Consider the following 11,572-nt stretch of genomic DNA (forward strand, 5'->3'; position numbering starts at 1 on the left):
GCTTCTTTCGCTTGACGAAAAAGGTGGTCGCCAATTGCGTACCTATAAGATAACCTTGCCCCCAGGCTTTTATTACTGTCAATCATTGCTCCGCTTAGCTTGTTGCAGCCTTACTTGCCTCGGCCAGATTAAGCATTTCCTGCGAGTGGTGCAATGTTTTTTCGGTAATTTCTACGCCACCCAGCATCCTGGCCAGCTCCATTACACGTCCATCGTTCGTTAGGGATTCCACTTCAGTCATGGTTCTTCCATCCTCAACCTTTTTGCGGATTAAGTACTGATGGTCAGCCATACAAGCCACCTGCGGCAAGTGAGTAATGGAGAACACCTGACAGGTAGAGGACAGCTTAAACAGCTTATCTGCGATGGACTGAGCAGCTCTGCCGCTGACACCAGTATCCACTTCGTCAAAAATTAGAACTGGAATTGCATCATGGCGCGCAAAAATACTTTTCATTGCCAGCATAATACGCGACAGCTCACCACCAGAGGCAATTTTGCCAAGAGGTCTCAGGGGTTCGCCCGGGTTAGGGGATATCATAAATTCTGCGCTGTCTATCCCTTGTCTTGTGAGGCGAATACGCCGACCATTGTATTCGACTCCACGCGGGTCCTCCAGCCTGTCCAATTTGACCTGCAACGAGGTTCTTTCCATTTGAAGGTCTTTGAGCTCACCCTCCACTTGGGTGGCCAGATCAGCAGCACAAAGCTTTCGTGCTTCACTTAATTCCGTAGCTGCTTCCATTAATACAGACAGCAACGAATCGCGCTTCGCCGTCAGTTTCTCCAGATATTCATCTTTATTCTCAAGCAAATCAGTTTCCCGGTGAATTTGTTCATAATAAGCCAAAATCTGTTCTACACTTTCTCCATATTTACGTCGGAGTCCAGTGATCAAATCCAAACGATTCTCTATTTCTTCAAGTCGCATCGGATTGAACTCGATATTTTCCCGGTAATCACGAAGCTGAAAAGCAGCATCCTCTAGCTGGTAATATGAGGACTGCAGCTGTTCGAGCACTGTTCGCAGACCCTTCTCATCGTAACGAACTGCATCCTCAAGTCTGGAAATAACATTACCGATCGATTCCAAGCCTTGTCTGTCGTAAAGTAGCTCATATGCACCCGATACGGAATCCATCATTTTCTCACTGTGGGATAGTTTGACCCGTTCTTCGGTAAGTAATTCATCTTCTCCCGGTTTTAATCCGGCGGATGAAATTTCTTCAAGCTGAAAACGATATAAGTCAAGCATTTGGTATGCCTTCTGGCTGGATTCCTGCAGCTCTCGCAGCTCTTTCTCCACCTTCGCGAAGGCAGAATACCTTTCCTGAAAAACTGCCTTTAGCGGACCAATAATCGGTTCTCCGTATGTATCCAGCAGTCCCAGATGCCGTTCCGCCTTCAGCAAGTTCTGGTGCTCATGCTGGCCGTGTATATTAACCAGCTGCTCGCCGATCTCGCGAAGCATGGTAAGATTGACCATCTGCCCATTTACACGTGATGTACTTTTACCTTGAGAGGTAAGCTCGCGTCGTATAATAAGATGCTCCTCGCGCTGGGCCTCAATGCCAAGACGCTCCAAAGTCTCCCAAACGGGATGACCGCTGGGAAGACTGAAGAGCGCCTCCATCTCCGCTTTTTCACAACCATAACGAATGGAATCCGCAGAACCGCGGCCTCCAACAATCAATCCAAGCGCATCAATAATAATGGATTTACCTGCCCCGGTCTCCCCCGTAAGCACGTGGAAGCCAGGATAAAAATGCACATCTACCGCCTCAACGACGGCAAGATTGCGTATAGACAAGGTTTCTAACACTAATAGAGCACCTCCGAGAAGATGACAGGCATCTGATTAATTATAATTAAGAAATATAACCCATGATTTGTGAAATTACGGTCTTGCTGTCCTCAGGTAAACGGCAAATGATAAGGATTGTATCATCACCAGAAAGGGTTCCCATAATTTGCGGCCAGTCAATATTATCAATTAAAGCAGCGACAGAGTTAGCCGTACCTGGTAAACATTTCATCACCACAAGATTAGCCGAGGAATCGATCTGCACAAAATTATCCACAAGAACGCGCTTAAGCTTCTGAATGGGATTGTACCGTTGATCCGTTGGAAGTGAATATTTATATCTTCCATCATCCATGGGTACCTTGATGAGCAACAGCTCTTTTATATCTCGAGATACTGTGGCTTGAGTAACTTGAAAACCTGATTCCCGCAAGGCTTCCACAAGCTCGTCCTGTGTCTCGATATCCTTTTGTGTAATAATTTCACGAATCTTAATATGTCGTTGTCCCTTCATTGTTGCCTCCTGGTATATAAAAAATATGGATTCAGTTTGATTCTCCGTCGTCTTTGCCAAGCTTAATGACATGGATCGATGCTGTTGCTACATTAACATATAGAACGCCGCTGCATTCCGGATAGATCAGCAGGTAGGGAAGCAAGGTATCACGTAAGCCACTGCCAGTGAAATCCAAAGGCTTGCGTGGTCTGGAAAGGATAACTAAATATAAAGATCCTTCCTCTTTTGTCGCCACATAATCTATAAATAACCGGCTATACATCTGCGCCCCATTTACGTTGAAAGACAAGGGGATTTTTAATTTCCCTCCAACGACCTCATATCCTTCATCCTCAAGTATATCAATAGAGGGATGTGGAATAATCACTTTATTGAACGGAATTTGATCCTTCATAAAAGAACGCGGAGAACTCTGCAGCCATACATATATCCGATATATTATAAAAATCGATAATGCTACCCCAATAAACGCCATAACGACCTTGTCAGAGCTACCCGCCACTATCAATCACCTCGGTGATTTATTCGCGTGAAGCCCTGGTAAATCCTGCTTCTAAGCTGTCTTTTTATAAGCTTTCCGCATAATTGATATTATTCGCTAATTCAGCAATTTACAATTACAACGAGCACAGTAAATCCAAAAAAAGATTCAAAATATAAAGACCCGGATTTTATACCGGGTCTTTATTTTAATAAATTCAATCCCTTTGAGCAAATCTGCTCCCTCAATCTTAACAGATGAAGAGGAATTTTCAAGGTTGAACTCTTCAGACTTCCCGCTCAAAAAAAACACCCCGCTGACCATTTGAGGTTGACGGGGTGTTCATAAAGCTCTAACGGCGCGCGGAGTTTCCATGAGTAGAACTCACATTAAAAGTACCCGTAGCCTGCTTAATCACTTCATCAGCAAGGGATGGAAAGTCCTCCACTGGAATGACTGCTGCAACAGCAGCTGCCGGCTGTACGGATGATTCTTCGCCTTCCGCCACTTCTGGCGTCAGTCTCCAATGAGCAAGAAACTCAATATTGCCTTCCCCGCCTGTAATTGGCGAAAAAGTCAATCCATGGAGACCGAATCCTAACTCTGCAGCCATAGTCAGTACATTAATCAAAACCTCTTTATGGACAGCGGAATCACGAATCACACCTGATTTTCCAACCTTCTCACGTCCAGCCTCAAATTGCGGCTTGATGAGTGCAGCGATATCTGCTGGACGTTGCAGCAAGGCTTTGAGGGGTGGGAGAATTATTTTTAAGGATATAAAAGATACATCAATACTGGCAAAGTCCGGAACAGGACCCTGCAAATCTGTAGGTGTCGTATACCGGAAGTTCGTACGCTCCATAACGCTCACTCGCTCATCATTCCGCAGTGACCAATCCAGCTGGTTATAGCCAACATCAATGGCGTATACATGGCTTACACCATTCTGAAGCGCACAATCTGTGAAGCCGCCAGTGGAAGCACCAATGTCCAGCATGTTCCGACCGGTAAGATCAATATTAAATTGGCGAAGAGCCTTCTCCAGCTTTAGGCCTCCACGACTGACATACGGATGCACAGAGCCTTTAACCTTAAGGGTAGACTCCCGCGAGACCTTCATGCCAGCTTTTTCAATACGTTCCTCATCCGCGAGCACCAAACCTGCCATAATAGCAGCTTTAGCTTTCTCCCGGCTTTCATAAAAACCTTGCTCCACAAGCAGTACATCAATCCGTTCTTTACGGTGTTCCATGGTCATCTCCCGATCGTTCAAGGGTTACTAATTTCCGGCTTCCACTTAGGAAGACGAAGTCGTTTTGTAATTATAAGCACTTAGAGCCATCATGGACTTGATACGTGCACATAACGCTTCTACGGTAAGACCTGTTTGCTGACGTTGTTCTTTAATGGAGCCATGCTCCACGAAGATGTCGGGCACACCCATCAGATGTACACGAGCGTCATAAATTTCATGCTCCGCGTAGAACTCCAATACCGCACTGCCGAGACTTCCCGCTTGGCAAGCCTCTTCAATAACAACCATATTGGTTCCAGCATGAGCCAAATCCAGAAGCATGGAATTATCAAGCGGCTTCAGGAAACGCGCATTCACAACGCCCACCTGAATCCCTTCCCGCTTCAGCAAATCAGCGGCTTCTTCAGCCACTTGAACCATAGGACCACATGCCACTACAGCATATCCTTCTCCTGTACGCAGTCGTTCCCATGATCCTATAGGAAGGGTATGCAGTTCAGCGTCCATTACCACACCTGTTCCATTAATACGCGGATAGCGGTAAGCAATTGGACCGTCATTATATTCAAGTGCCGTCTTCATCATATGACGCAGCTCATTCTCGTCTTTTGGCATCATCATAACCATATTAGGGATATGGCGCATAAAAGCAACATCGTACACACCCTGATGAGTCTCACCATCCGCACCCACAAATCCAGCACGGTCAATAGCGAACATAACATTGGCGTTATGGCGGCAAATATCATGGACGATCTGATCATAGGCACGCTGCATGAAGGTAGAATACACGGCGTATACCGGCTTCATCCCTTCCATAGCCAAAGCTGCACACAAGGTTGCCGCATGCTGCTCTGCAATCCCCACGTCAATCATACGATCCGGGAATTCCTTCGCAAAAGGAAACAAACCTGAACCGCCTGGCATCGCAGGGGTAACTGCAATCAGACGCGAATCTTCACGTCCCAGCTCAATCAGTGTACTACCAAATACTTCGGTGTACATTGGAGGACCTACAGCTTTAAGTGCCTGACCTGACTCAATTTTGTAAGGGGAAATAGCATGCGATTTATAAAAATCAGTCTCAGCCGGTTTGTAGCCCTTGCCTTTGGTCGTCAGCACATGCACAAGCACAGGACCCGCCACGTTATCTGCTTGATGGAAGGTGTCGATCATTTTCTCCAGATCATGTCCATCCACTGGCCCAAGATACGTAAAACCAAGCTCTTCAAACAATACTCCAGGAACCATCATATATTTAAGACTGTTTTTTAATTGTTCAGCGGTTTTCGCTAATCGTCCACCGATGGCCGGAATCTTCTTAAGCAGCCCTTCAACCTCGTCTTTGGCACGCAAATAATGACGGTCCGAACGAATTTTGCTTAAATAATTGTGCATCGCCCCTACATTCGGAGCAATCGACATTTCATTATCGTTCAAAATGACCATCAGCTTGCGCTTCTCATGACCAATGTGGTTAAGCGCTTCAAAAGCCATCCCGCCGGTAAGCGCACCGTCACCAATCACGGCAATCACCTTGTTGTCTTCGCCTTTTAGATCACGAGCCATAGCCATCCCCATCGCTGCCGACAAAGAGGTGCTGCTATGTCCAGCCTCCCACACATCATGTTCGCTTTCAGAGCGCTTAACAAAGCCGCACAATCCCTGATATTTGCGCAGGGTATCAAAGCGTTCTTGACGGCCGGTCAGTATTTTGTGGACATAGGCTTGGTGGCCAACGTCGTAGATCATTTTGTCACGAGGACTGTTGTAGCAATAATGTAAGGCCAGCGTGAGCTCCACCACCCCCAGATTAGAACCGAGGTGCCCGCCGGTTGCTGTAAGCTTCTCAATCAGAAATCGTCGAATCTCCTCTGCAAGAGTAGTTAATTCTTCGACTGACAGTGATTTCAGTTGTTGTGGATCATTTATTTGTGGAAGCAGCACGAATAGTTCCCCGCTTTCCTAGATGTTGTAAAATATATAAAAACCATTATAACACAAACGAAACGGCTGTCGAAATACAGCCGCTTCGAAAGTTCATACTTAGTGATCACGTGCCATTAAATAATCTGCAATTTCCAGCAGGCGCTGGTTGTCGTAAAAACCGCCATTCAGCACAGCATTTCGGGCTGCTTCTGTAAGCTGCTTCACCTCAGCACGAGATTCCTCCAACCCAATAAAATAAGGGTAGGTTACCTTCTGCTGCTTGATATCGCTGCCTGTTTTTTTGCCAAGCTTTCCTTCATCACCAACCAAATCAAGAATATCATCCTGGATTTGAAAAGCTAGTCCGATGCTTGTACCAAAATCACGCAGAGCTTCAAGCTGCTTCTCTGTTGCCCCTGCGATACGTCCGCCGGCTAACAACGAAAAGATAATTAAATCTCCGGTTTTATGCAGATGAATATACTTCAACTGCGCAAGATCTGTTAGTCCTTGCTCGCCTTCCATATCTGCAATCTGACCGCCGACCATGCCGCGTGGACCTGCCATTTCCGCCAGATCCTCCACTATGGATAAAACATTATCAGCAGGAATGCCAAATTTACGGGAGGCTTGTACCACACTATAAAAAGCATGGGTCAAAAGCGCATCACCCGCAAGAATAGCTGATGCTTCACCAAAGACTTTATGATTCGTCAGCTTGCCGCGCCGATAATCATCATTATCCATGGCAGGCAGATCATCATGAATCAACGAGTAGGTATGTACCATCTCAATCGCAGCTGCAACAGGCAAGGCTGCTTCACGGCTGCCTCCCAGTGATTCACAAGCAGCGATCACAAGCAGCGGCCGGAGGCGTTTGCCTCCTGCCATTAGCGAATACTTCATCGCTTGCTGTAAATTTTCTGGAACCGTCCAAGTTGCGGGAAGAATAGTCTCAAGCTCATGTGAGAGCAAATCACTTATCGACGCGATGTAATCCTCCAGCGGCTGCCGCATGCTTTCACTTGCGGAGCTTCCCTCCAGATCATTCTCAAAGCGATTCATCGGCGTCCCCTTCCAGACGTGCACCAAACGGCTTTTTGCGCAGTTCTCCGTCCTCTTGGGTAATCATTTCGATCTTACGCTCTACTTGTTCCAGCTTGCTGCCGCAAAGCTGCGACAGCTTCATGCCCTGCTGAAATAAATCGATGGCCTTCTCCAGAGGAACGTCGCCGTGTTCAAGCTCACGAACGATTTCCTCCAGTCGGTCCATAGCGCCTTCAAAATCAAGTTCCGCTTCCTTCGTCATCGTCTTTGCCATCCTCCTTCATCCCCCATACTTGGCAGTTCAGCTGTCCGTCATTCATCTTTATCACCACAAGATCGCCAAGCTGTACTTCAGTCAGCGATTTGATTAAATGTTCTTCCGCCTCGTCATACACTAGGCTGTAGCCTCGTGACATTACTTTAAGCGGGCTAAGCGCATCCAAATGGCGGATCTCCGCCACATAGCGAGATCGCTTCTCCTGCAAACGAGCCTGCATAGCGCCCATTAACTCACGGCGCAGACTGTCTGTGAGCTGACGTGCTGCAGCAACACTGTCGCGCGGATGGAACCGCTGCAGACTGTGATGCAGCACCGCCTTGCGCTCGCGGGAACGGCTGAGCCGTGCATCCACTGAGCGCTGGAGCCGCTCACGCAGCATGTCCAGCCGCTGCGTGTGCTGAATCAGCGTGCGGCGCGGGCCTGCCAGCGCCAGCGAGCGCTGCAGCACCGAGTGGCGCTCGCGTCCACGCTGGGCGCGTTGTTGCAGCGCCTGGCGCAGCCGCTGCTGCAGCTGGCGAAGCTGCGCAGCTAGCTCGCCGGCGTGAGGCACGGCCAGCTCAGCGGCCGCTGTGGGCGTAGCCGCGCGGAGGTCGGCGGCGAAATCGGCAATCGTGAAATCGGTCTCGTGGCCGACGGCCGAGATGACCGGAATCCTTGATGCCGATATCGCTCGCGCGACTTCCTCCTCGTTGAATGCCCACAGCTCCTCCAGCGAACCGCCGCCGCGGCCGACGATAAGCACGTCGGCTTCACCCATGGCGTTCAGCGCACCAATCGCCTTCACTATCGAAGGCGCAGCGCCTTTGCCTTGCACCAGTACGGGATAGATTACAATAGCTACCTGCGGAAACCGCCGCTGAAGCGTAATTACAATATCTCGTACAGCTGCTCCTGTTGGGGAAGTAATCACACCAATACACTTCGGGAACCGCGGTAACGAACGCTTGCGAGCTTCTGCAAAAAGGCCTTCTTTTTCAAGCTTGCTCTTCAGCTGCTCATAGGCCAGATATAAACTGCCAATCCCATCAGGCTGCATATGTGTGGCGTAGAACTGATATTGCCCATCCCGTTCATAGACGGTCACATTACCTCTGGCAATTACCCGAGCGCCTTCCTTCGGAATAAAAGGCAGCCGCTGGTTATGAGAAGCAAACATAATCGCTTTAATGCGGCTGCTCTCGTCCTTAAGTGTAAAATACATATGCCCGCTGCCATGATGTGTAAAGTTGGATATCTCTCCGCGAATCCACACATCCGAAAGTAAATTATCCGAGTCTAGCTTCATGCGGATATAACGGTTGAGTTCTTTGATCGAATAAACCTGCCGCTCTGCCGCCATGAATCTTACCCCTATTCCAGGCCGTGACGGCGTTTAGCCGCAATCAGCGTGTTGCTCATCAGCATTGTAATAGTCATCGGACCAACCCCGCCTGGAACAGGCGTGATGTATCCGGCAACTTCTTTTGCACTTTCATAATCAACATCACCTGCGAGTTTACCGTTATCCAGACGGTTCATGCCCACATCAATGACAACAGCACCCGGCTTCACATAGGAAGCATCAATGAAATTAGCTCGTCCGATCGCTACAACCAAAATATCCGCTTGACGGCTAATCTCTTGCATATTAGCTGTACGGGAATGGCACATAGTTACGGTAGCATTTTCGCGTTGCAACAAGAGGGAAACTGGCTTTCCTACAATATTGCTACGACCAATTACAACGGCATGTTTACCTGCCATACCTGTTCCTGTACGTTTGATCAGTTCGATTACTCCTGCAGGAGTACATGGAAGAAGACTGTCGGCACCGATGACCAGGTTGCCTACATTGACAGGGTGAAAGCCGTCTACATCCTTTTCCACGGAGATTGCATCAATAACAGCCTTCTCCTCGATATGCTTAGGCAATGGGAGTTGAACCAGAATTCCGTCGATATCATCGCGTCCGTTTAGCTCTGCTACCAGTGCCAGAAGTTCTTCTTGAGAAGTGGATTCATCCAATTTATGCACTTCCGAATGGAATCCTAAGCTGATACAAGATTTCTCCTTATTGCGAACATAAACCTGAGATCCCGGGTCTTCACCTACTAGAATAACAGCCAAACCGGGCTTTACGCCGCGTTTCGCCAGTTCAGCAACCTCTTGGGCAATGCTAATACGAATTTCCTCGGATACTTGTTTACCACTGATGATTGCTGCTGTCATGTTAGTCTCTCCCCTTTTATATACTTTACTATGGTTTATAAATTAAGAATGGTCAGCTTTAATAGTATCTATCTCTTGGATCATCTTTCCGAGTACTCCGTTAACAAACTTCCCGGAATCATCCGTTCCAAAATGCTTGGCCAAATCGATCGCTTCATTCACCGCAACCTTCGCAGGCACATCATTGGCGAACACCATTTCATACGCTGCTAAACGTAGAATCTGACGATCCACACGTGACAGACGGCTCATTTGCCAGCCCTTCAGGTAATGTTCAAGTATATCGTCGATCGCTACCTTGTGCTCCCATACCCCATTCACATGCTCTACCACATAGTGTTTAAGCTGAATCTCGTCCGTGATTACACGTTCGGTTTCATTCTCTTCTGAAGCTTCCTCGAGCAGCATTTCTACGGCTTCCGCGCTTTCCACATCGTTCATTTCCATCTGATACAGGCTTTGGACAATAATCTCTCTAGCTATACGTCTTTTCATGTGTTCCTCCTAAAATCTTATATCGCATTAAAATATTCACTTGTACTGCAACAACGTCTACAACCCAAATATCGCTTCACACTTATTCATTCTTTCCCTAATCCTGTGAGGATTATTGCACAAAGCGAAGATACCTTCAGAGGAAGCTCGCAAATATACCTATCCCTTGTCGCAAAAAAACCGCAAAGCCTTTCTTCCGGGGGCAACGGACAACACAAACTTACGGTTTCCTGCTCCGGGAAAAAGACTATCGCGGTTCACTTAAAGGGACGCCAGCGTCCGGATAATCGCGAAACCAACTCCTGCCATTGAAACAGGGGCGCTTGCGCGGTATCCTTTCTTTTGCCGAGCGTATATCCGATGAACACTACCAGTGCAAAGAACAGCATATCCCAAAAACCGCAAATTAAATAAATCAAACCCAGACCAATGCCGAAAGTCACTCCGGCGATTCTACCCCCGTGACTTTCCCATACTTCTTTCCAAGACATAAGGGAAACTCACCTCTATTCCACTCGACTTTTGAAGCTTGGAGACTGCGTGAGGTTAGCAATATATACAGACACATCAGCAACCGGAATGCCGGTTGTCTCCTGCACGAAATCATGCACCTGACGTTGTACTTCTGTGGTAAGCAGCGGTAATGAATGCTCACCGTCGACTACTGCACGAATTGTAATTTCAAGGCCAGCCTGCGAGACACGAATACGTGACTTGAGATCTCTGATTCCCTTCACTTTACCGGCAGCCTTAAGACTCAGATTCTCAATAGTTTCCATTGAAATCTGGATATCCCCATACTCTGTACGCTGATCGACCGAAGGCAATGAAGCGCGATCACGGCGCAGAGAGATGTAGAAAAATCGGATGCTCAGAAGGAACAAGACAACTGCTACTATTATTGCTGTAATATAAGCTGCTGGTCCATTCTCAATCTCCAAAGTTCTAGGAATCGCACCGCTTAAGAGGAGGATGGCAATAACAGATAGTATTCCGATACTTAAGCTGTAGACAAACAGCAAAAGTCTGTCCAAAATTTTTGCCACGAGTCTCATAACCTCCTTAAATTAGAGTAAACCCTCGACTTTGCTGTCGGGGGTTTATGGAAGAACGATGACTGCTATTTCACACGAAGAATCGTTTCTGTTTCTTCGTTCTTGTCTACAGTGTTGTTGTTCTTGAATTGCACATCATGAATATGCACATTCACTTCCACAACAGTCAGACCAGTCATAGTCTCGATGGAGCGCTTAACATTACGTTGAATTTCAGCAGCCACTTCAGGAAGGCGATTGCCATATTCAATAATTACAGAAACATCCACCGCAGCTTCACGTTGTCCAACCTCTACTTTAACTCCTTTGGACAGATTCTTACGTCCAAGAAGTTCAACAATACCACCGGCGAATCCGCCGCTCATACCTGCTACACCTTTAACCTCAACGGTCGCCAGACCTGCAATAACCTCGATTACTTCAGGAGCAATCTGGATTTCACCGATTTCCGTCCGTTCGTATTCTGTCGGCAATGTACTCATTTTAGACTTCACACCT

Annotated in this window: 13 protein-coding genes; all 13 read right to left on the reverse strand. The window is 47.5% G+C overall.

Annotated elements, in window-relative coordinates; translation table 11 throughout:
• Positions 1-94: 94 nt before the first annotated feature.
• The 13 genes from recN to NST25_RS21945 all read right to left on the reverse strand — a co-directional run bounded on the left by recN (position 95) and on the right by NST25_RS21945 (position 11,556).
• On the reverse strand, positions 95-1,822 hold the full coding sequence (gene recN / locus NST25_RS21885; protein ID WP_076129654.1) for a DNA repair protein RecN: 1,728 nt from the start codon (positions 1,820-1,822) through the stop codon (positions 95-97).
• Between the two features lie 46 nt (positions 1,823-1,868).
• Complete coding sequence (argR, locus tag NST25_RS21890) at positions 1,869-2,318, reverse strand: transcriptional regulator ArgR (protein ID WP_036682813.1); 450 nt, start codon at positions 2,316-2,318, stop codon at positions 1,869-1,871.
• A gap of 31 nt (positions 2,319-2,349) precedes the next feature.
• Positions 2,350-2,823: a hypothetical protein gene (locus NST25_RS21895; RefSeq protein ID WP_232061423.1), complete on the reverse strand. Its 474-nt coding sequence runs from the start codon at positions 2,821-2,823 to the stop codon at positions 2,350-2,352.
• Between the two features lie 331 nt (positions 2,824-3,154).
• Entirely contained in the window at positions 3,155-4,057 is a 903-nt protein-coding gene (locus tag NST25_RS21900) for a TlyA family RNA methyltransferase (RefSeq protein ID WP_248548420.1), read from the reverse strand.
• Positions 4,058-4,102: 45 nt separating this feature from the next.
• Positions 4,103-6,007 carry a 1-deoxy-D-xylulose-5-phosphate synthase gene (gene dxs, locus NST25_RS21905; protein ID WP_339187937.1) on the reverse strand — a complete coding sequence of 635 codons (1,905 nt, stop codon included), beginning with the start codon at positions 6,005-6,007 and terminating at the stop codon, positions 4,103-4,105.
• A gap of 99 nt (positions 6,008-6,106) precedes the next feature.
• A complete protein-coding gene (locus tag NST25_RS21910) occupies positions 6,107-7,054 on the reverse strand; it encodes a polyprenyl synthetase family protein (RefSeq protein ID WP_339187940.1) in 948 nt (315 codons plus the stop codon).
• A complete protein-coding gene (xseB, locus tag NST25_RS21915) occupies positions 7,041-7,298 on the reverse strand; it encodes an exodeoxyribonuclease VII small subunit (RefSeq protein WP_036682818.1) in 258 nt (85 codons plus the stop codon). Before xseB ends, NST25_RS21910 begins: the two co-directional genes overlap by 14 nt.
• Positions 7,276-8,655 carry an exodeoxyribonuclease VII large subunit gene (gene xseA / locus NST25_RS21920; RefSeq protein ID WP_339187942.1) on the reverse strand — a complete coding sequence of 460 codons (1,380 nt, stop codon included), beginning with the start codon at positions 8,653-8,655 and terminating at the stop codon, positions 7,276-7,278. The genes xseB and xseA overlap by 23 nt, the downstream gene beginning before the upstream one ends.
• An 11-nt stretch (positions 8,656-8,666) precedes the next feature.
• A complete protein-coding gene (folD, locus tag NST25_RS21925; RefSeq protein ID WP_036682821.1) occupies positions 8,667-9,524 on the reverse strand; it encodes a bifunctional methylenetetrahydrofolate dehydrogenase/methenyltetrahydrofolate cyclohydrolase FolD in 858 nt (285 codons plus the stop codon).
• Between the two features lie 42 nt (positions 9,525-9,566).
• Positions 9,567-10,019: a transcription antitermination factor NusB gene (gene nusB / locus NST25_RS21930; protein ID WP_036682824.1), complete on the reverse strand. Its 453-nt coding sequence runs from the start codon at positions 10,017-10,019 to the stop codon at positions 9,567-9,569.
• A 257-nt stretch (positions 10,020-10,276) separates the two neighbouring features.
• Complete coding sequence (locus NST25_RS21935; RefSeq protein ID WP_036682825.1) at positions 10,277-10,510, reverse strand: DUF2273 domain-containing protein; 234 nt, start codon at positions 10,508-10,510, stop codon at positions 10,277-10,279.
• Between the two features lie 15 nt (positions 10,511-10,525).
• Positions 10,526-11,065, reverse strand: coding sequence for an alkaline shock response membrane anchor protein AmaP (amaP, locus tag NST25_RS21940; protein WP_036682827.1), 540 nt, complete (start codon positions 11,063-11,065; stop codon positions 10,526-10,528).
• Between the two features lie 74 nt (positions 11,066-11,139).
• On the reverse strand, positions 11,140-11,556 hold the full coding sequence (locus NST25_RS21945) for an Asp23/Gls24 family envelope stress response protein (RefSeq protein WP_076129649.1): 417 nt from the start codon (positions 11,554-11,556) through the stop codon (positions 11,140-11,142).
• Positions 11,557-11,572 lie beyond the last annotated feature (16 nt).

The organism is Paenibacillus sp. FSL E2-0190 (assembly GCF_037992965.1).
GTDB lineage: Bacteria > Bacillota > Bacilli > Paenibacillales > Paenibacillaceae > Paenibacillus_AQ > Paenibacillus_AQ odorifer.

Excerpts from the sequence above, each read along its gene's own strand:
- argR (WP_036682813.1), bottom strand. The coding sequence starts at position 2,318 with ATGAAGGGACAACGACATATTAAGATTCGTGAAATTATTACACAAAAG.
- NST25_RS21900 (WP_248548420.1), bottom strand. The coding sequence starts at position 4,057 with ATGGAACACCGTAAAGAACGGATTGATGTACTGCTTGTGGAGCAAGGT.
- NST25_RS21910 (WP_339187940.1), bottom strand. The coding sequence starts at position 7,054 with ATGAATCGCTTTGAGAATGATCTGGAGGGAAGCTCCGCAAGTGAAAGC.
- xseB (WP_036682818.1), bottom strand. The coding sequence starts at position 7,298 with ATGACGAAGGAAGCGGAACTTGATTTTGAAGGCGCTATGGACCGACTG.
- xseA (WP_339187942.1), bottom strand. The coding sequence starts at position 8,655 with ATGGCGGCAGAGCGGCAGGTTTATTCGATCAAAGAACTCAACCGTTAT.
- folD (WP_036682821.1), bottom strand. The coding sequence starts at position 9,524 with ATGACAGCAGCAATCATCAGTGGTAAACAAGTATCCGAGGAAATTCGT.
- nusB (WP_036682824.1), bottom strand. The coding sequence starts at position 10,019 with ATGAAAAGACGTATAGCTAGAGAGATTATTGTCCAAAGCCTGTATCAG.
- NST25_RS21935 (WP_036682825.1), bottom strand. The coding sequence starts at position 10,510 with ATGTCTTGGAAAGAAGTATGGGAAAGTCACGGGGGTAGAATCGCCGGA.
- NST25_RS21945 (WP_076129649.1), bottom strand. The coding sequence starts at position 11,556 with ATGAGTACATTGCCGACAGAATACGAACGGACGGAAATCGGTGAAATC.